The 21,108-nt window shown below is 66.4% G+C and carries 12 protein-coding genes; 7 read left to right on the forward strand and 5 right to left on the reverse strand.

Annotation, left to right across the window (positions count from 1 at the left end):
* Nucleotides 1–31: 31 nt before the first annotated feature.
* From CPBF1521_RS06145 to CPBF1521_RS06165, 5 genes are all read left to right on the forward strand, one after another.
* The gene (locus CPBF1521_RS06145; RefSeq protein ID WP_104582397.1) at nt 32–2,002 is read left to right on the forward strand and encodes an OPT family oligopeptide transporter; all 1,971 of its coding nucleotides are present in this window, start codon (nt 32–34) and stop codon (nt 2,000–2,002) included.
* Between the two features lie 827 nt (nt 2,003–2,829).
* Nucleotides 2,830–3,675, forward strand: coding sequence for a transporter (locus CPBF1521_RS06150; RefSeq protein ID WP_370659363.1), 846 nt, complete (start codon nt 2,830–2,832; stop codon nt 3,673–3,675).
* A 301-nt stretch (nt 3,676–3,976) separates the two neighbouring features.
* Complete coding sequence (locus CPBF1521_RS06155; RefSeq protein ID WP_235858402.1) at nt 3,977–6,403, forward strand: glucose/quinate/shikimate family membrane-bound PQQ-dependent dehydrogenase; 2,427 nt, start codon at nt 3,977–3,979, stop codon at nt 6,401–6,403.
* A gap of 234 nt (nt 6,404–6,637) precedes the next feature.
* Nucleotides 6,638–7,924, forward strand: a complete 1,287-nt coding sequence (locus CPBF1521_RS06160; protein ID WP_115676344.1) for a carbohydrate porin — start codon at nt 6,638–6,640, stop codon at nt 7,922–7,924.
* A gap of 176 nt (nt 7,925–8,100) precedes the next feature.
* Entirely contained in the window at nt 8,101–10,221 is a 2,121-nt protein-coding gene (locus CPBF1521_RS06165; RefSeq protein ID WP_115676345.1) for an alpha/beta hydrolase family protein, read from the forward strand.
* Nucleotides 10,222–10,319: 98 nt separating this feature from the next.
* Here CPBF1521_RS06165 and CPBF1521_RS06170 read toward each other — a convergent pair whose 3' ends face one another.
* Entirely contained in the window at nt 10,320–10,724 is a 405-nt protein-coding gene (locus CPBF1521_RS06170) for a hypothetical protein (protein ID WP_221265826.1), read from the reverse strand.
* Nucleotides 10,725–11,043: 319 nt separating this feature from the next.
* Here CPBF1521_RS06170 and CPBF1521_RS06175 point away from each other — a divergent pair, with 319 nt between their 5' ends.
* Together CPBF1521_RS06175 and CPBF1521_RS06180 are read left to right on the forward strand one after the other, a co-directional pair.
* Entirely contained in the window at nt 11,044–11,511 is a 468-nt protein-coding gene (locus CPBF1521_RS06175) for a hypothetical protein (RefSeq protein WP_115676346.1), read from the forward strand.
* A 130-nt stretch (nt 11,512–11,641) separates the two neighbouring features.
* Nucleotides 11,642–12,367 (forward strand): AraC family transcriptional regulator, encoded by a 726-nt coding sequence (locus tag CPBF1521_RS06180; protein ID WP_104582401.1) that lies wholly within the window; start codon nt 11,642–11,644, stop codon nt 12,365–12,367.
* 538 nt (nt 12,368–12,905) lie between these two features.
* Here the strand turns inward: CPBF1521_RS06180 and CPBF1521_RS06190 are convergent.
* The 4 genes from CPBF1521_RS06190 to gcvP form a co-directional block, all read right to left on the reverse strand.
* A complete protein-coding gene (locus tag CPBF1521_RS06190; protein ID WP_115676348.1) occupies nt 12,906–15,014 on the reverse strand; it encodes a catalase in 2,109 nt (702 codons plus the stop codon).
* 206 nt (nt 15,015–15,220) lie between these two features.
* Nucleotides 15,221–16,075, reverse strand: a complete 855-nt coding sequence (locus tag CPBF1521_RS06195) for an aldo/keto reductase (protein ID WP_115676349.1) — start codon at nt 16,073–16,075, stop codon at nt 15,221–15,223.
* A gap of 21 nt (nt 16,076–16,096) precedes the next feature.
* Nucleotides 16,097–17,794, reverse strand: a complete 1,698-nt coding sequence (locus tag CPBF1521_RS06200; RefSeq protein ID WP_115676551.1) for a carboxylesterase/lipase family protein — start codon at nt 17,792–17,794, stop codon at nt 16,097–16,099.
* Between the two features lie 382 nt (nt 17,795–18,176).
* Complete coding sequence (gcvP, locus tag CPBF1521_RS06210; RefSeq protein ID WP_181901109.1) at nt 18,177–21,050, reverse strand: aminomethyl-transferring glycine dehydrogenase; 2,874 nt, start codon at nt 21,048–21,050, stop codon at nt 18,177–18,179.
* Between the last annotated feature and the right edge of the window lie 58 nt (nt 21,051–21,108).

The following is a 21,108-nucleotide window of genomic DNA, read 5'->3' on the forward strand; positions in this document are numbered from 1 at the left end:
TGCGGATTTTTTGCCACAGGGGAACTGCCCAATGAGCCATGACGCGCAACCGCGCCAGCTCACCTTCCGCGCCGTCGTGCTGGCCATCGTGCTGGCGGTGGTGCTTTCGGCCGCCAACGCCTATCTGGGCCTGTTTGCCGGCCTGACCATCGCCACCGCCATTCCGGCCGCGGTCGTCTCGATGGGCGTGCTGCGCCTGCTCGGCGGCGGCACCATTCTGGAAAACAACATCGTCCAGACCGGTGCCTCGGCCGGTTCGTCGATCGCGGCCGGGGTGATCTTCACCATTCCCGCGCTGGTGATCATGGGCTATTGGCCGGACTTCAAGTACTGGTGGGTGCTCGGTATCGCCGGCATGGGCGGGTTGCTCGGGGTGCTGTTCTCGGTGCCGCTGCGGCGCTCGATGATCGTCGAAGACCCGCTGCCGTTCCCCGAAGGCAAGGCCGCGGCCGAGGTGCTCAAGGCCGGCGAGAATCCCGGCCCGGGCCTGAAGATCCTGGCCATGTCCGGCGCCATCGGTGCGCTGGTCAAGCTGGGTGCGGCCAGCGGCCTGCGGGTGATCCCGGACACCTGGGCGCAGGCCACCTACCTGGGCAGCAGCCGCCTGGTCGGCTATCTGGGTACCAACCTGTCGCCGGCGCTGCTGGGCGTGGGCTACATCGTCGGGCTGAATGTCGGCATCGTGGTGCTGTCCGGGTCGATCCTGTCCTGGCATATCGCCATTCCGCTGTACCAGCAGTTCTTCATGGGCAGCGACCCGGCACTGGCGCAGAGCCTGGTCGGCGCGCCGGCGGCCGATACGGCATTCGGCATCTGGGGCGCGAAGATCCGTTACCTCGGTGTCGGCGCGATGCTGATCGGCGGCGTGTGGACGCTGTTCTCGCTGCGTAAATCGCTGTTGTCCGGGGTCAAGAGCGGCTTCGCCGCCGCGCGCAAGAGCGGTGGCGGTGTGGTTGCCGAGACCGAACGCGACCTGCCGATGAAGTGGATGCTGGTGGCGCTGGTGCTGTGCACCCTGCCGCTGCTGGGCCTGTACCAGGCAATCGTGCAGCAGTGGCACGTGTCGATCCCGATGACCATCATCATGATCGTGGCCGGCTTCCTGTTCGTGTCGGTGTCCGGCTATCTGGCCGGCTTGATCGGTTCGTCCAACAACCCGGTCTCGGGTATCACCATCTCCACCATCCTGTTCGCCTCGGCAGTGCTGGTGCTGCTGCTGGGCAAGGATGGCCTGGTGCCGGTCGGCATCGGCGCCGCGCCTCTGGGTGCGGTGGCGGCGATCATGATCGGCGCGGTGGTGTGCTGCGCGGCAGCGGTGGGCGGCGACAACCTGCAGGATCTCAAGGCCGGTTATCTGGTCGGCGCCACGCCGTGGAAGCAGCAATTGATGCTGGGCATCGGCGCGTTTTCCTGCGCGCTGATCATGGCACCGGTGCTGAACCTGCTTGCGCAGGCCTACGGCATCGGCCCGGCTACCCCGCAGCATCCAAATTCGCTCGCTGCGCCGCAGGCCACGCTGATGGCCTCGGTCGCCAAGGGCCTGTTCGGTGGGCAGTTGCCGTGGTCGATGATTGCCATCGGTGCCGGCGTGGGCGCGGCGATCATCGCGCTGGACGAATGGCTGAAGAAGACCGGCAAGCGCTTCCGCGTGCCGGTGCTGGCGGCGGCGATCGGTATCTACCTGCCGCTGGAGCTGATGGTGCCGATCTTCATTGGCGGCCTGATCGCGCATCTGGTGGAACGCTTCCACAAGATCCGCGCCGACGACGAGGAAGGCCGCGACCGCGTGCACCGCCCGGGCGTGCTGTTCGCCGCCGGCCTGATCACCGGCGAGGCGTTGATGGGGATCGCCATCGCGGTGCCGATCGTGCTGTCCAGCCGTGCCGATGTGCTGGCGTTGCCGGCCAGCCTGCAGCTCAACCAATGGTTCGGCCTGGCGATCCTCGCCCTGGTCGGCTGGCTGCTGTACCGCGTTGGCAAGCGCGGCGAACAGACCGCCTGAGGGTGACGCTTCACTAAGGCATGCGCCTGCGCGCTGCCTCTGGACGGACACGCATCGCTGGATGCGTGTCCGTTTTTTGTTGGGGCATTGACCGGATTGCCGCGGTTCTGATTGCCTCGCAAGAGGCGCGGTTCGAATGCGGCCCTGCTGCCGAGCGCGCAAGTGCAGCAGCATGCCGGCACGGTACGGTGCACCGAATCGGCGCTGCGACCGCACAGCGGCATATTCAATTCAAACATCCCTGCAAGCTCGTGCATTGCTGCCGTGAGCAGATCTGCCGTGTCGATGCAGGACAACGACATCGGCGCGCCCGGCTGACCTGCTGATCGGTCGACACGCGCGCAGCTGCAATCCGGCGACGCCTTACGCGCCTGCGCTCAGGCAACGCACGCCCAACGCCCAGGCCATCGCGTCTGCACCACCGCAGCGCCTTTGCGCCGGCTTTACGCCCTGCGCAGGCCGCGTGCATAGCGACTTTATGCCGCTGCTCCGTATCGTGCCGTCTCCCGCACCGATGGGTGCACCACGGCGACCGCATGCCTCGATCGATCCCGATGACGCGCCACCGCGCACGTCCTCGCACCACGTAACCCCATCCACGATGGGCGTGGAAAAGCGACTCGCATCACGCTGTGCGACATCCGCACACTGTTGAGGCCGCTTTTGTCACCGACGGCGTCTTCAGGCCCGCCGACGCCTATAAGATCGATTGGCAACACGCCGCCATCAGGCGGCCATGCAGTCGTTCGACATCCACGCGCATTCCCCCTCCCCAACGCTGACCGTTCACGCGAGCTGTCCAGCGTCTTGCCATGGAAACCACTGCAATGCTGACTGCCATCTCCCACCGCTCCACCCGCGCACGACGCGTCCCCTTGTTGAGCCTCGCCCTGGCCGGCGTGCTGTGCAGCCTCGCGCTGCAGGCACAGGCACAAGAGGCCACCGAAGCGGCGCTGTGTACCGATCGCCCGACCAAGGCCAATTCCACCTGTACCGTGCCAACCGGCGCCTGGCAGCTGGAGACCGATATCGGCAGCTACACCCGCGACAGCCAGCCCGCCACCCGCGTCGAAACGGCGTACTTCACCAATCCCACGCTCAAATACGGCGTCAGCGACCGCATCGATCTGCAGCTGAACTGGGCACCGCAGCTGCAGGTCAAGACCACCGACCGCGCCACCGGCGCGCGCAGCAGCCTGAGCGGCGGCGGCGATATCTTCCTGCGCATGAAGGCGCGTTTCTACGAAAGCGATACCGCCAGCGTGGCGTTGCTGCCGTTCGTCAAGGCACCGACCGCGCGCACCGGCCTGGGCAACGACGAGTGGGAAGGCGGCGTCGCCTTGCCGATCAATTTCGTCCTGCCCAACAGTTTCTCGCTGACCTTCGGGCCCGAGGTGGATTGGTTGGCCGACAGCGATGGCAGCGGCAAGCATGTCGCCATCGTCAACGCGATCAACCTGGCGCATCCGCTCACCGCAAAGTTGTCGATGGCGGTGGAAGTGTGGTCGTCGATCAACCGCGACCCGGCGCAGACCATCGAGCAGTATTCGGCCGACATCGCCGCTGCGTATCTGCTCAATCCGCTGTTGCAGCTGGATGTGGGCGCCAACTTCGGCCTCAACGACCGCACCCCGGACGCGCAGGTGTATGTGGGCATGTCGCACCGCTTCTGAGGCGCGCAGCGCGCGCTGCGCACACAAAAGCCGCTGCGGTCCGCGCCTGTGCGGACTGCAGTGTTCCGCAGGCAACCGCTTCAGATATGTAATAAATGCCCGGTGCGGTGCGACACTATGTCGTCAGTCTGCCGGGCATGCCGGTGCCGGTCCCACCAGCGGTACGTGGGCCGGGGAGGGGAGTGACGGAAAGTGGGCAGTGATGCTGCCTCTACTGGCCGCCGTGCGGGCACCTTGCAGCATCCAGATCGGAATGCCGGGCGCAGTGCAGGGCGGAATCTCCTGATCGAGGTGTTGCAACGTGGAAACGAAATCGAAGTTGCCGGTCCCGGGCCGGGCATTGCTGCTGGTGCTGGGCATGCTGATCGCGCTGGTGGGGCTGGTCTTTCTGCTGGGTGGCGCAAGGTTGGCCAGCCTGGGCGGCAGCTGGTACTTCCTGCTGATGGGCCTGGCGACCGCCGTGGCCGGCGTGCTGATCGTGCTGCGTCGGCCGGCCGGTGCGCTGGTGTACGGCGCCGCCTTCGTGCTGACGCTGGTCTGGGCGCTCTGGGAGGCGGGGCTGGAGTTCTGGCCGCTGGTCTCGCGGCTGATGCTGCCTGCGGCGTTCGCCGTGCTGGTGGCGCTGGCCTGGCCGGCGCTGCGGCGTAGCCGGACCTTGCCGGCCGGGCGTACTGCCTATGGTGTGGCAACGGTACTGGCGCTGGCGGTCCTGGCCGGTATCGGCGGCATGTTCGTGCCGCATCCGCCGGTGGCAGGCGAGCACGGGCCCGGCATGACGGCGGTGCAGCCGGCAAGCGCGCAACGGAACTGGTCCGCCTACGGCAATACCGATGGCGGCAGCCGCTTTGCTGCGCTGGACCAGATCAACCGCAGTAATGTCGGCCAGCTGGAGGTCGCCTGGAGCTACCACACCGGCGAGATCGCCAACAGCGACGGCAACGGTGCCGAAGACCAGTTGACCCCGCTGCAGGTGGGCGAGACCGTGTTCCTGTGCACGCCGCACAACAATCTGATTGCGCTCGACGCCAGCACCGGCAAGCAGCTGTGGCGGCGCGAGATCAATGCGACCTCGTCGGTGTGGCAGCGCTGCCGTGGCCTGGGCTACTTCGATGCCGATGCGGCGTTGCCGGCGCCGAGCGTGGCCAATCCCTCGCCGATCACCGCAGTGGCGGTGGCGCAGGATGCCAACTGCCGTCGCCGCCTGTTCACCAACACCATCGATGGTCGCCTGATCGCGGTGGATGCGGACACCGGTGCGTTCTGCCAGGGCTTCGGCAGCAACGGCCAGATCGATCTCAAGGCCGGCCTGGGCGCTGCGCCGGATCCGTTCTACCAACTGACCTCGCCGCCACTGGTGGCCGGCACCACCGTGGTGGTGGGCGGACGCGTGGCCGACAACGTGCAGACCGACATGCCTGGTGGCGTGGTGCGCGGTTTCGATGTGGTCACCGGCGCGCAGCGCTGGGCCTTCGACCCGGGCAATCCGCATGATCGCCAGGCGCCGGCCGCCGGCAGCAGCTATGTGCGCAGCACGCCGAACGTGTGGGCACCGATGTCCTACGACGCGGCGATGAACACCGTGTTCCTGCCGCTGGGCGGGCCATCGACCGATCTGTACGGCGCCGAGCGCACCGCGCTCGATCACCGTTACGGCGCCTCGGTGCTGGCGCTGGATGCCACCACCGGTGCGGAGAAGTGGGTCTACCAGACCGTGCACAACGATCTGTGGGACTTCGACCTGCCGATGCAGCCCAGCCTGATCGACTTCCCCAACCAGGACGGCAGCCACACCCCGGCCGTGGTCATCGGCACCAAGGCCGGGCAGATCTACGTGCTCGATCGCGCCACCGGCAAGCCGCTGACCGAGGTCAGGGAAGTGCCGGTGAAAGGCTCGGATATTGCGCACGAGCAGTACGCGCCGACCCAGCCGCTGTCGGTCGGCATGCCGCAGATCGGCACCCGGCACCTGACCGAATCGGACATGTGGGGGGCCACCGCGATCGACCAGATGCTGTGCCGCATCGCGTTCAAGCAGATGCGGTATGAAGGCCTGTACACCGCGCCGGGCACCGATGTGTCGCTGAGCTTTCCCGGCTCGCTGGGCGGCATGAACTGGGGTGGCCTGTCGACCGACCCGGTGCATGACGTCATCTTCGCCAACGACATGCGCCTGGGTTTGTGGGTGCAGATGATTCCTGCCGACACCCGCAAGGCCGAGGCGTCCGGTGGTGGCGAGGCAGTCAATACCGGCATGGGCGCCGTGCCGCTGAAGGGCACGCCGTATGCGGTCAACAAGAACCGCTTCCTGTCGGCGCTGGGCATTCCATGCCAGGCGCCGCCGTACGGCACGCTCAGCGCCATCGACCTCAAGACGCGCAGCATCGCCTGGCAGGTGCCGGTGGGGACGGTGCAGGACACCGGCCCGTTCGGCATCAAGATGCATCTGCCGATCCCGATCGGCATGCCGACGCTGGGTGGCACGCTGTCCACGCAGGGCGGGCTCGTGTTCATCGCCGGCACCCAGGACTACTACCTGCGCGCGTTCGACAGCGGCACCGGCAAGGAGCTCTGGAAGGGCCGCCTGCCGGTCGGCAGTCAGGGCGGGCCGATGACCTACGTCTCGCACAAGACCGGCAAACAGTACGTGGTGATCAGTGCCGGCGGTGCGCGGCAGTCGCCCGATCGTGGCGATAACGTCATCGCCTACACCTTGCCCGACGCGCACTGACCCACCGCCCACGCAGGACCACGCCGGCATCTGCCTCGCGTGGTCCTGGAGCGGCCAACACACCGCGCGCGCCTGACGGCTGCGCACCGGCGTGTCAGCCGCGCTTGGCGCAACCCGACGGCCGGATGCCTGGCGCATCCGGCCAGCGGTCCCGTTACCGCAGCGGCGCCTGGGCATCACCGCCCTGCATCGCCACCGCCGGCGGTGCACGCTGCCCCGACTCAGAGAACCACGATGCATCGTCTGACTTTTTTCCCGCGCCGCAGTGCGCTGGGCTACGTCTTGCTGCTGGCACTGCCGGCCACCGCAGTCGCCGCGGGCGACACCACGCTGACCGGCGACTGGGGCGGGCGCCGGTCCGCCTGGGCCGAGCACGGAGTGAGCGTTCGCGGCGACTACGTGTCCGAGACGTTCGGCGTGGTGGACGGCGGCTACGAAAAAAACAGTGCGCGCTATGCGCAGCAACTGCGGGTGGGCGTGGATTTGGACATGGCCAAACTCGCCGGCTGGGACGGTGGCAGCCTGCATGTCACCATCAACGACCGCCGCGGCCGCAGCACTTCCGCCGACCTGGTCGGCAATCGCTTCCCCATCCAGGAAGTGTACGGCGGCCAGTACACCCGCCTGAGCGAGTTCAGCTACGACCGCAGCTTCAACCAGGGCGGCACGTATCTGAAACTGGGCTTCTATGCGATGGGCAACCAGTTCGCCTCGCACACGCTGCTGGTGAACTTCGTCAATGCCGCGTTCTGCGCGCATCCGCTGGCGTTTTCGGCCAACAGTGGCTGGTACAACTACCCGGCCGCGCGCTGGGGCATCGAAGGGGCGCAGCAGCTGACCCCGCAGCTCAACCTGCATGCCGGCTGGTTCCAGGTCAATCCGAATCTGGGCTTCGGCGCCCGTGACACCTACGCGTTCAAGCCGTTCGCCAGCGGCACCACCGGTGCGATCTTCCCGCTCGAATTCACCTGGAAGCCGGCCGCCTCGCGCTATCCGGGCGTGTACAAGTTCGGTGGCTATTACGACTCCTCGACGGTCGCCAGGCGTGGGCTGGATACCAGCCGCAGCACCGGACGCGACGGCGCCTATCTCCTGGTCGAACAGAAGCTGCTCACTCCCGGAGCGGACGCCAGCATCGGCCTGACCGGATTCGCCCAGTTCATGGCCAGCGACCACGACAGTGCGCTGATGACACGCTGGTATTCGGTCGGTGGGGTGTACCAGGGCATTGGCGCACGCACGCAGGACCGCATCGCCCTGGGTTATGTGGCCGGCCGGATCAATCATCGGCTGCTCGATGCACGCCGCGCCGAGTCGATCGATGCCGGCGTGCCGGCCGATTCGCCACTGGTCGGCCTGAGCGCTGCCGAAGAGCTCTACGAGCTCGCCTATAGCGCGCAGCTCACGCCGTGGCTGATGCTGCGCCCGGACGTGCAATACATCGTCAACCCCGGAACCTACGCCTATACCCGCACGCACAACGCACTGGTGGTTGGGCTGCAGGCCAAGCTCACGTTCTGAGCGCCACCTGCGCTGCAGCGTAGGGCGCCGTTGCCAGACCTCCAATGCGCACGGCGCGCATCGGGCCGCTACCGGGCGCAGCAACGTGCGGCACCTGCGCGCGCATGACCTCCTACCTTTGCGCGTGCGCTGCAGCAACGCCTACCATCGACGTTTTGCCGTTGCGGGAACTCTCGATGAAGCTGCGTCACGCCGTATTGCCCCTGTGTTTGCTGGCTACCTTGCCAAGTCTTGCCGCCGCGCGCGGATTCGATGTGCGCGACATGGTCGCGCTGGACCGGGTGTCGTCGCCCACGCTCAGCCCCGACGGCAGCGTGCTGGTGTTTGCCAAGCGGCAGGCCAAGAGCAGCAACGGCAAGCCGTCCACCGGCCTGTGGACGCGCAACCTGCGTACCCGCGATGCAGCGCCGCCCAGGCGGCTCACGCCCGACGGCTGGAACGTCAACAGTCCGGCGCTGTCGCCGGACGGCAAAACGGTGTATTTCCTCAGCAGTAAATCCGGCACGCAGCAGTTGTACGCACAGCCGATGACTGGCGGCACGCCGCAGCAAGTGACCGCGTTCGCAGTGGATGTGGACAGCTACAAGCTCTCGCCCGATGGCAAGCGCATCGCCTTCAGTGCCGGCGTGTTCCAGGACTGCGGCTCGGACCTGGCGTGCACCAAGACCAAACTCGCCAGCGTCAAGAACGCCAAGGCCAGCGGCGTGGTCTACGACCAGTTGTTCGTGCGGCACTGGGATACCTGGAACGACGGCCGCCGCAATACGCTGTTCGTCGCCGAGCTGCCGGCTGCCGGCGCCAAGGCCGTGGTCGGCGCCTCGGCGATCAGCGCCACGCTGGCCGGCGATGCGCCGTCCAAGCCGTTCGGCGGCAACGACGACTACACCTGGTCGCCCGATGGTGCCAGCGTGGTGGCCAGCGTGCGCATCCCGCAGCCACATGGCCAGGAAGCGGGCAAGAACGCCAAGGCCGCCGGCAAGCCCACCGGCAACGACGAGCCGTGGCAGACCAACTTCGACCTGTACCGGCTGGATGCGTCCGGCAAGGCGGCGCCGGTCAACCTGACCGCAGCCAACCCGGCCTGGGATGCCGGCCCGGTGTTCAGCAGCGACGGCAGGACGCTGTACTACCGCGCGATGAAGCGCCCCGGTTTCGAAGCCGACCGCTTCGGCCTGATGGCGATGGACGTGGCCAGCGGCAAGACGCGCGAGATCGCGCCCAAGTGGGACCGCTCGGCCGGTGAGATCGTGTTGAGCGATGACGGCGCAAGCATCTACACCAGCGCCGACGACCTCGGCGAGCATCCGTTGTTCAAGATCGACATCGCCACCGGCACCCCGACCAAACTGGTCGGCCAGGGCGTTGTGCATGCACCGACGCTGGCCGGCACCACGCTGGCGTTTACCCGCAACTCGCTCAAGAGCGGCGACCAGGTCTTTGTCAGCGACGTGCAGGGCCAGGGCCTGCGTGCGATCACCCAGAGCGCCGGCGAGCTGCTGCCGGACGTGCAGTTCGGCGACTATGAGCAGTTCCAGTTCAAGGGCTGGAACAACGACACCGTGCACGGCTACGTGGTCAAGCCGTACAACTACCAGGAAGGCAAGACCTACCCGGTGGCCTTCCTGATCCACGGCGGGCCGCAGGGCAGCTTCGGCAACGGCTGGAGCAACCGTTGGAATCCCCAGACCTATGCCGGGCAGGGCTACGCGGTGGTGATGATCGACTTCCACGGCTCCACCGGCTACGGCCAGGAATTCACCGACGCGATCAGCCAGCATTGGGGCGACCGCCCGCTGGAAGACCTGCAGAAGGGCTGGGCCGCCGCGCAGAAGCAATACGGCTTCCTCAACGGCGACAAGGCCTGCGCGCTGGGCGCCAGCTATGGCGGCTACATGGTCTACTGGATGGCAGGCAACTGGAACCAGCCGTGGAAGTGCCTGGTCGACCACGACGGCGTGTTCGACAACCGCACCATGGGCTATGCCACCGAGGAACTGTGGTTCAGCGAATGGGAAAACGGCGGTACGCCGTGGCAGAACCCGGCCGGCTACGAGAAGTTCAACCCGGTGCTGCACGTGGACAAGTGGAAGGTGCCGATGCTGGTCATCCACGGCCAGCAGGATTTCCGCATCCCGGTCGAGCAGGGCCTGGCCGCGTTCACCGCGCTGCAGCGCAAGGGCATCGACTCCAAGTTCCTGTACTTCCCGGACGAGAACCACTGGGTGCTCAAGCCGGACAACAGCGTGCTGTGGCACGACACCGTCAACAGCTGGCTGAAGCAGCATATCGGCCAGTGAGGGGGCGACCGGCACGCCGCCTGGAGCGGCGTGCCGGTTGGTGGGCTGATGCAGCGTGACGGCCCGGCCTTCAGTGTTTCGACAGGCGCCGGGCTTGGTCAGTGTCGCTGCTGATCGCGCCTGGCCAACTGGCCTTCCACGATCTGCAGGATCTCCGCCACCGCGATCCCGAACGAGCCGGCATTGCCGGCGTCGAAAGCGGCTTTCCATTCTGCATAGCCCGGCAGGTAATCCTGGGTGGGCGCGGCATCGCCGACGTATTCGGCGGCGCTGCGCTCCAGGGTCTGCGCAATCACCGGGATGTGTGGCAGCGTGTCGAGGATTCCATCGGGCAATCCCGCGTGACGCACCTGGATGTCGCTGATACTCACGTGCAGGATCTGGCCACCGTGGGGATGCACATCGATCTGGTTGATCAGCAGCAGCGGCGTCTCCGTCGCGGTACGCCCACGGCAGCGCCAGAGCTGGCCGACCGCATAGGCGGGAGAGGTGGTGTCGGACATCGGGTACTCCACGCGCAAACCGCAATGATGCAACGCGCTCGCAAGGATGGCGACCGGGCGCGCCCGCCCTGGATGGGATGGTTCGATCTCCCACCCGTCGCAAGTGCAGTCGCGCGTTGCCTGCCGGACGATATTCACAGGTAGGCGTCAAGGTCGATGACGCCTGAAGGATGAGTCCGCTTGTGGCTGATAGACTTGGCCTGGATCACTGCGCCCGGCTGAATGGCCGGCGCCAGCAGTGCCGCAGCGCACGCGCGCCATGTCAAAATAGCGATTCTTTAACTTCCCCAGTTCCCTGCAGGCCGCAAGGACCGTTCGCATGCGCACGTTGTTCCGCCCCTCATTGTGGGCGCTCGCCCTAGTCTGTAGTCCTGCCCTGAATGCCGCACCGCGGCCCACGGTGCCCGCGCGTGCGCCCGTTTCGGCACCCGCGACTGTCGCCGGTACCGACGCGGCCAGCGACCCGAGCGTGCCGCTGCCGGCCACGCTGAAGTCCGGCATGGGCTACCGCGCATTCGCACAGGCGGTGATGGAGCAGGGCTGGCAGCTGGTGGATCCGCTTGCCGCCGACAGCTGCATGGCCGCCGGCGATTGCGCCGTCGAGTTCATCGCGCCCGGCGGCAGTGCACGCCTGCAGGTGCAGGTCGGCTCGCAGTCCGGTGCGGCGGTGGTCAGTGGCTGGCGCGCGCAGCAGGTGCCGTTGGATCGCATCGGCAATCCGACGGCTGCGGCGGTGGACAGCAAGGCCGCGCCGGCCGCGGCCAACGTGGCCGACAACCCGCGCTGAGCGCGGGCGCCGGCGTCTGATGCGCGCGGCGTATCATGGCGTGGCATGCGCTGCGGCCTGCATCGGTGGCAGGTGTCATCGCCAGCTGCGTCTTTCCTGATTCCGAGTCCAGTCCTGCATGACGTCCTGCATGAAGAGCATCGATCCTGCCGATCTGGAAGCGTTGTTCGATGCCGTGCCGGACGTGCTGTTCTTCGTCAAGGATCGCGAGGGCCGCTATACCCACGTTAACCAGACCATGCTGCGGCGGTTGGGGCTGAAGTCGCGCAAGGACCTGATCGGCAAGCGCGTTGCCGAGGTCTATCCCAGCGGTCTGGGCACCAACTACGCCAACCAGGACGAGCAGGTGCTGGCCGGCGAAGTGATCGACAACCTGCTGGAACTGCATCTGTTCGCCAATCGCGAACCGGGCTGGTGCCTGACCTGCAAACGTCCGCTGCTGGTCGACGGCAAGGTGCAGGGCATCATCGGCATCTCGCGTGATCTGGGACCGCAGGACGGGCACGAATCGCAGTACGAAAAACTGCGGCTCGCGCTGGCGTACCTCAACGCCAACTACGCGCAGAACGTGCGCATGCAGGCACTGGTGGAGATCACCGGGTTTTCGATGTCCAAGCTGCAGCGCTCGTTCCGCAAGGTGTTCCAACTCACCCCGCAACAGGTGCTGGCCAAGCTGCGTTTGCAGATGGCGATGCACCTGCTGCACGGAAACAAGAGCCTGACCGAAATCGGGCATGCCTGCGGCTTCAGCGATCAAAGCGCCTTTGCGCGGCAATTCAAGCTGGCGGTGGGCATGACGCCACGCGAGTACCGCGCGCTGGCGAACGCTGCGCAGTTTCCCGCCGAACCGGCTTAGTGCATCCGACAGGACGACTGCTCAGTTGCTGAGTTGGTCGAGCATGGCTCCTCTGTATTGCTTGCGGGGAACTGATGCACCAGACGTGGAACCGACGCTTCATGATCAAGCGAGGTGCATCCAGCACCGCTCTTACCATGCACACCGACTAACTCGACTGGTCCTTGCCCGCTCACCATCGCGGGACCTTACGCGGCATGGATGCCGCGTAAGAGCCTACACGGACATACTTGCGGCGTGTCCTGCGACGGTAGGCGGGCAAGGGCCTTGCAGCCAAACCGCAGCCCGCGGCTCTATGCCGACCTGGCCGCGCGCGCCGACACCCCAAATACACGACCGCGCAACGACGTAAAGACAGCCGGATTCCAAATCGCTGCGTCGTTTATGAGACGCGGCCAAAAGACGGGTTGAAGGCTGGCCGTTACAGAGGATGCGCTGGTTTTCCGTTGAGGATGAATTGCTGCCCGCATAAACGCCTTGGGCGCGAACGACGTGGAAGTCGTTCGCGCCCAAGCCTGTGCAGCCTATGCGGATGTGGTTAGGCCAGCATGCGCACCTTCGGTTCGCGTGCCCACTGGCGGGTCTTGGCGGCGGTGATGAAGGCCTTGGTATCTGTTGCCGCGATCACGCCGGCGTCCTTGCCGACATTGCCGGCCTTCAGCAGCAGCTGCGCGCCATCGTCGAAGGCGATTGCCTTCAGATGGGCCCAGGCATTGCTGACGAAATCCAGCGCTGCCGATTCACGTGTCAGCGCCTTGGCTGCTTCCGACGACAGCAGCACCGCCACCGCATCGAACATCACCGACGGCGTGCCGGCCAGCTGACCATCGGCGGCCAGCTGCTTGCCGTCGCTGAGCTTGGCGCCGCCCAGTTTCGGCGCGACGATCTTGACCGTGGCACCGGCGGCTTCGGCGGCCTTGCGCACGGCCTTGATCGTCGCCGCGTCGGAGCCATCGTGAATCAGGATGCCCACGGTGCGGCCCTGCAAGGTGTCCTTCATTTTGCCGATCAACTGCAGGGCGGGCGACAACGGCATGTCGGTCGGAGCGACCGCCGCCGGCGGTGCCGGCGGCAATGCGGTCATCCCCATGCCATCGGCCACACGCTGCGCCAACGTCGGGTCGATGTGACGCAGGTGACCGACGATGGCTTCGCGTACGTGCGGGGTTTCCACCTTGGACAGCTCGAACACCAGCGCCGATGCCATGTGCGCCTGTTCCGGTGCGGTCTGGCTGCGGAAGAACATGCGCGCCTGGCTGTAATGATCGGCAAAGCTCGCTGCGCGCACGCGACCCTTGGCGCCGTCTTCGGCCGGAGTTGCGTGGCTGGGGAATCCACGCAGCGCCTCACGCGGCGCATCGGCCTGCAGCGAGCTGGGCTCGTAGGCGACACGGCCCTTGGGCACGCCCATCTGCATGTGGCCGTCGCGCTGGTTATTGGCGAACGGGCACTTGGGCGCATTGACCGGGATCTGGTGGAAGTTCGGTCCACCCAGACGGCTCAGCTGCGTATCCAGATACGAGAACAGGCGGCCCTGCAGCAGCGGATCGTTGCTGAAGTCGATGCCGGGCACGATGTTGGCCGGGCAATACGCCACCTGCTCGGTCTCTGCGAAGAAGTTGTCCGGCCAGCGGTCCAGCACCATGCGGCCGACGATCTGCAGCGGCACCAGTTCTTCCGGGATGACCTTGGTCGAATCCAGGTGATCGAACGGGAAGGCCTCGGCCTGCGCCTCGGTGAACAGCTGCACGCCCAGCTCCCACTCGGGGAAATCGCCGTTCTGGATCGCCTCGAACAGATCGCGACGATGGAAGTCCTGGTCGGCGCCGGCGATCTTCACCGCCTCGTCCCAGATCGTGGACTGCAGGCCGAGCTTGGGGCGCCAATGAAACTTGACGAAGGTGCTGTCGCCATTTTCATTGAGGAAACGGAAGCTGTGGATGCCGAAGCCTTCGATCATGCGCAGCGAGCGCGGGATCGTGCGGTCGCTCATCGCCCACATGATCATGTGCATCGATTCCGGGCTCAGCGAGATGAAATCCCAGAAGGTGTCGTGCGCACTGGCGGCCTGCGGGAAACCACGGTCCGGCTCCATCTTCACCGCGTGGATCAGGTCGGGGAACTTCATCGAATCCTGGATGAAGAACACCGGGATGTTGTTGCCCACCAGATCCCAGTTGCCTTCCTTGGTGTAGAACTTCACCGCGAACCCGCGCACGTCGCGCGGCGTGTCCACCGAGCCGGCGCCACCGGCGACGGTGGAAAAACGCGTGAACAACGGGGTCTTTTCGCCGACCTCGGTAAAGATCTTGGCGGTGGTGTACTGGCTCAACGACTTGGTCAGCTCGAAGTAGCCGTGCGCCGCGCTACCGCGCGCATGCACGATGCGCTCGGGAATGCGCTCGTGGTCGAAGTGGGTGATCTTCTCGCGCAGGATGAAGTCTTCCAGCAACGTCGGCCCGCGCGGCGTGGCGCGCAGCGAGTTCTGGTTGTCGCCAACCGGAATGCCCTGGTTGGTGGTCAGCTGCGGATGCGTGCCGCCGGCCTTCTGGTGCAATTCGTCGCCCGTGCCGCGCAGCGTCTCGGGAGTTGCGCTGACAGCAGCGGTGGATGGAAGTTGCGCGGGCTTGCTGGGGGACTTGGCCATGGGGACTCCACTCTGGCGGGCTGGGATGCGGGCTGATCCGTTCAGCGTGGGAGTGGCGCTGTTAAATGCACGTGTCTGCATGCGAACGAATACTCACATGCAGCCGAAAGCTTGCGTTGGATCGCAGCGGGCTGATGCGTAGGTCACGCAATGATCCGGCGCGCTGTCTGCGAACGCATGTAGCGGACCCAAGCGTTACGTGTCGGCTACAGCAGATCCAATGGCTGTTTGCGTGTCGGCGGCGGGAATGCACGGTCCAGTTCGGCAAGATCCTGCGCGTCCAGCTGCAGCGTGCACGCTGCTGCATTCTCGCGCACATGGGCAGGCGTTCCCGATTCGGGAATGGCAATGACCTGCCTGCTGCGGATCGCCCAGGCCAGCGCCACGGCGGTTGCAGCCACGCCGCGTCGCTCGCCGATCGCGTGCAGCACCGGATGGTCCAGCAATGCGCGGCTGCCCAATGGCGAATACGCCATCACCGTTACCTCGTGCTGTGCACACCACGGCAGCAGATCGAACTCGATGCCGCGGCTACCGGCGTGATACAGCACCTGATTGACCAGGCAGTGTTGCCCGCCATCGATGCGCCACAAATCCTGCAAATCATCGACATCGAAGTTCGATACGCCCCAGTCGCGGATCTTGCCGGCATCGCGCAAGGCCTCGAAGGCATCGACCACTTCGTGCAGATCGCTACCGCCGCGCCAATGCAGCAGATACAGGTCCAGTGTACGCACGCCGAGCCGCTGCAGGCTGGCCTCGCAGGCACGTGCGATACCGCGCGCGCTGGCATTGCTCGGCAGGACCTTGGACACCAGATAAGGCCGCTGCACGCTATCCATCGCCTGGCCGATCAGTTGCTCCGACCGGCCATTGCCGTACATCTCGGCGGTGTCGATCAGGCGCATGCCCAGTTGCTGGCCCGTCTGCAGCGCATCGATCTCCTGCTGCGGCGCGTGGCGGCCCTGGCCCAGGTTCCATGAGCCGAGCCCGAGTGCCGGCACGCTGCGTCCGTTGCGCAGGCGCACCGTAGGGCAGGGGGATGAAGTGGAAACGGGCATGGGTGGCTCCTGATGATGCGATCAATGCGAGGGTGACTGTGCCGGCGTTGCAGCCGCGTGCGGTGGCGTCAGCGTTGCCTGTGCATCCCAGAACGCGCAGCGGTGCCGTTGCGCGAAGTCGGGCGTTGCGCCGATCCTGCCGGGCGACAGCGTCAACGGAGCGTCGCCATCGAAGCGTGGCCACGGCGGACGGCCGCCCCCATTGGGATCGCCGGTGCGCGCGAACGCGCCCCAGTAATCCTGCAGCGTATCGGCAAAGGCCTGTTGCGCCGGAGTGAACGCCGGCTCGCCACTGAGCACCCACGGCCGCTGGAACAGGTACACCAGTTCGGAGGCGTGATACGCGCCCAGCGGCTGCGAGAACGGCAGACGCCACAGGCCGTACGGCGCGTGGGGGTCGTCGAATTCGTACGCATACACCGGTGTGCGGGTACGCAAGGCCTGGCCCAGCCGACGCGTCGGGCAGGCGAATCCGCCATCGGTGACGATGTCGGCGAATGCATCCCAGCGCGATTGCCCGGCAATGTCTGCATAGCGCGCAATGATCGCTGTCGGGTCGGCATGCATGCGCTGCAGGCGTGCTTCATAGCCGCTGCGCAGGTTGAGCTTGCCGACGTAGGACAGCAACTGCGCAAACAGCCGCCCCTCGTTGCGGTTGGTGCCGATCAGCACCGGCACCTGCACATGGTGCAGGTTGGCGATCGCCTCGGCGGGCGGCAACGGCAAGACGTCACCGCCAGACATCGGCGCCCAGGCATCGCTGCCGGTCAGGCCACGTCGCTGGGATTTCGCATCGGCCACGGTATCGGCAGGCAATGCGCGCAGGCACGCGCCCACATCGCTTGCATGCGCGCAGCCAAGCGTCTGCGCCATGCGCGCACCGCCGCGCTCGGCCTCGGCGCGCGGCACGCTGGAATCGCTGGCCAGGCAGCTGCCGCTCTGCAGGATTGCGCGTTGGAACAGACCGGCCGCACCCGGCGAGGCGAGTTGATAGCAGATGCTCCAGGCGCCGGCCGATTCACCGAACACGGTGACGTTGTGGGCATCGCCACCGAAGGCGGCGATATTGCGTTGCACCCAGCGCAACGCGGCCTGTTGGTCGAGCAATGCATAGGCCCCTTCGCCTTCACTACGCAGCGCCGGATGCGCGAAGAAACCGAACACCCCGAGCCGGTAATTGGGCGCCACCACGATGACGTCCTGCCGCGCCGCCAAGGCACTCAGGTCGTAGTCGACATTGCTGCCCAGCTCCAGCGCGCCACCGTAGATCCACACCATCACCGCGCGCGGTTGCGCCGGCGCCGGGCCGGGTGGTGCATAGACGTTGAGGGTGAGGCAATCCTCCGATATCTGCTTCTGCCCGAAGCGATACCGCGGCAGACAGGCCGGCCCGGCCCGGGTGGCATCGCGGACGCCCTTCCAGGCGGGCACAGCTTGCGGGGCGCGAAAGCGCAACGCGCCCACCGGCGGCGCGGCGAACGGCACGCCCAAAAACACCCGCCCCTGCGCGCCGGCGACACCGCGGACTGCACCGGCATCGGTCTGCACCACCTCGGCCTGCGCATCGGCCGCATGCACCAGCGCCGGCACCTCGCCAGGGCGGCGTGGCGCGCACGCGGTCAACGCAAGGCCTGCAAGCAGCAGGCTGGCCAGGTTGCGTTTCAATGAACCTCTGTCGCGCTTGATCACGGTCTGTTGTGTCCTATCCCGGACACACATCATCGCGAGTGCACGTGTAGGGAAGGAAAACGCGCAGGCCGCCCGACCAAGCGCGGCTGACACACGCTTTCGAACGCCGTGGATGGTGAGCGGCAAGAACCTGCAGCCAGGCTGCAGATCAGCCGCCCTGCCACTGACGCCTTCGCCGTTCAATCACCTTTCGTAGTGACCGCGACAGTGAGCCTTGGCGTCGCTTGATGGTCCCAACCCAACCCAACCCAACCCAACCCAACCCAACCCAACCCAACCCAAGCCGTGCCCGGCTACGGCAGCAACGCGCTATGCGTCCAGACACTGACTGCTGCCGCCAGAAACGAAAAACCCAGCCCGGCAATTCCCGGGCTGGGTTTGAATGCCACACGTCAGCGCGACAGGGCGGCGCTTACGCCTCCACGTCGTCCTTGTAGGCATCCACCGGGATGCAGGCACACATCACGTTCTTGTCGCCGTAGACGTTGTCCACGCGCGCCACCGGCGGCCAGTACTTCTGCTGCTTGAGGCTGGGCAGCGGGAAGGCGGCCAGTTCGCGCGGGTAGGCGTGGGTCCACTCGCTGGCCGACACCTGCGTGGCGGTGTGCGGGGCGTGCTTGAGCGGGTTGTCGTCGCGGTCCAGGCGGCCGTCTTCGATGGCGCGGATTTCCTCGCGGATCTGGATCATCGCGTCGATGAAGCGGTCCAGCTCATGCTGCGATTCGCTTTCGGTCGGTTCCACCATCAAGGTGCCGGCGACCGGGAAGCTCAAGGTCGGTGCGTGGAAGCCGAAGTCGATCAGGCGCTTGGCAATGTCCTCGGCGCCGATGCCGCTGGTCTTTTCCAGCGGGCGGATGTCCAGGATGCACTCGTGTGCCACCAGGCCGTTGCGGCCGGTGTACAGCGTCTTGTAGTGCGGCGCCAAGCGCTTGGCGATGTAGTTGGCGTTGAGCAGGGCCACCTGGGTTGCCTTGCGCAGGCCGGCGCTGCCCATCATGGTCACGTACATCCAGCTGATCGGCAGGATCGAGGCCGAGCCGTAGCTGGCGGCGCTGACCATGCCGACGTCGCCTTCGCCGCCCAGCGTGCGCGGTAAAAACGGCGCCAGGTGCGACTTGACTGCGCACGGGCCCACACCCGGACCGCCGCCGCCATGCGGAATGCAGAAGGTCTTGTGCAGGTTCAGATGCGACACGTCCGAGCCCCACTTGCCGGGCTTGGCCACGCCGACCAGGGCATTCATGTTGGCGCCGTCGGTATAGACCTGGCCGCCATGCGCATGCACCGCTTCGCAGATCGCCACCACGTCCTCTTCAAACACGCCGTGGGTGGACGGGTAGGTGATCATCAACGCGGCCAGGCGCCCGGAGTACTTCTCTGCCTTGGCGCGGATGTCGTCCACGTCCACGTTGCCGTTGGCATCGCACTTGGTCACGACCACGGTCATGCCGCACATCTGCGCCGAGGCCGGGTTGGTGCCGTGCGCGGATTCGGGAATCAGGCAGATATCGCGGTGCGCCTCACCGCGCGAGCGGTGATAGGCGCGGATCGCCAGCAGGCCGGCGTACTCGCCCTGGGCACCGGAGTTGGGCTGCAGACTCACCGCGTCGTAGCCGGTGCATTCGACCAGCATCGCTTCCAGCTCATCGATCAGCTGCGCGTAACCGGCCGATTGCTCGGCCGGTGCCAGCGGATGGATCGCACCGAACTCGGGCCAGGTCACCGGGATCATCTCGGCGGTGGCGTTGAGCTTCATCGTGCAGCTGCCCAGCGGGATCATGGTGCGATCCATCGCCAGGTCCTTGTCGGCCAGCGAGCGCATGTAGCGCAGCAGTTCGTGCTCGCTGTGGTGGGTGTTGAACACCGGGTGGGTCAGGAAGGGTGTGCTGCGCAGCAGGCCCTGCGGCAACGCGTCGGCGGTGGCGGCGTCGAGCGCGTCCACATCTGCCTGCGCGCCGAACAACGCGGCCAGTGCGACCACGTCGGCGCGCGTGCTGGTTTCGTCCAGGCTGATGCCGACCGCTTCGCTGTCGATCGCGCGCAGGTTGATGCCGGCGGCGCGGGCCTTGGCGTGGATGGCATCGGCATCGATCGCCTTGACGTGCAGGGTGTCGAAGAAATGCTCGCCCACACTGACGCCGGCGCCGCGCAAGGCGGCGGCCAGGATCGCGGCCAGGCGATGGGTACGCCGCGCGATGCGGGTCAGGCCCGCGGGGCCGTGGTAGACCGCGTACATCGAGGCCATCACCGCCAGCAGCACCTGCGCGGTGCAGATGTTGGAGGTGGCCTTCTCGCGGCGGATATGTTGTTCGCGCGTCTGCAAGGTGAGGCGATAGGCCGGGTTGCCGGCGGCATCGATCGACACGCCGATCAGCCGGCCCGGCATCGAGCGCTTGTAGGCATCGCGGCAGGCCATGAAGGCCGCATGCGGGCCGCCGAAACCGAACGGCACGCCGAAGCGCTGCGAATTGCCGACCACGATGTCCGCGCCCCATTCGCCGGGCGCGGCGATCAGGGTCAGCGCCAGCAGATCGGTCGCCACCGCGACCAGCCCGCCTTGCGCGTGCACTGCCTCGGCCAGCGCGGCGTGATCGCCGATATGCCCGAAGCTGTCCGGGTACTGCAGCAGCACGCCGAAGCACTCGGCCTGCAGCGCTTCCTCCGGCGTGCCGACGCGCAGCACGATGCCCAGCGGCTCGGCGCGGGTGCGTAGCAGTTCCTGGGTCTGCGGATGCACCGCGTCGTGCACGAAGAAGGTCTCCGACTTCGACTTGGCCGAGCGCTTGGCCAGCGTCATCGCTTCGGCCGCGGCGGTGGCTTCGTCCAGCAGCGAGGCGTTGGCGATCTGCATGCCGGTGAGGTCGGCGCACAGGGTCTGGAAGTTGATCAGCGCTTCCATGCGGCCTTGCGAAATCTCCGCCTGGTACGGCGTATAGGCGGTGTACCAGGCCGGGTTTTCCAGGATGTTGCGCAGGATCACCTTCGGCGTATGGGTGCCGTAGTAGCCCTGGCCGATGAAGCTGCGCTGCACCTGGTTCTTGCCGGCAATGGCGCGGATCTTGGCCAGCGCCTCTTCTTCGGTGATCGCCTCGGGCAGCGCCAGCGCCGCCGGCGACTTGATGTTGCCCGGCACGATCGCATCGGTCATCGCATCCAGCGAGGCGTGGCCGACCACGTCCAGCATCTGTGCGATTTCTGCATCGTTGGGGCCGATATGGCGTTCGACGAACGCGCTGTGGTGTTCGAGGTCGCGCAAGGAAGACGTGGTCTGGGACATGGCGGGCATCCGGGGCAGGGGGCAGACGAATGGTCGACAACCACCGGACCGGCGTGACGCGCGCAGC

The sequence above is a fragment of the Xanthomonas euroxanthea genome (assembly GCF_900476395.1).
In the GTDB taxonomy this organism is placed as follows: domain Bacteria; phylum Pseudomonadota; class Gammaproteobacteria; order Xanthomonadales; family Xanthomonadaceae; genus Xanthomonas; species Xanthomonas euroxanthea.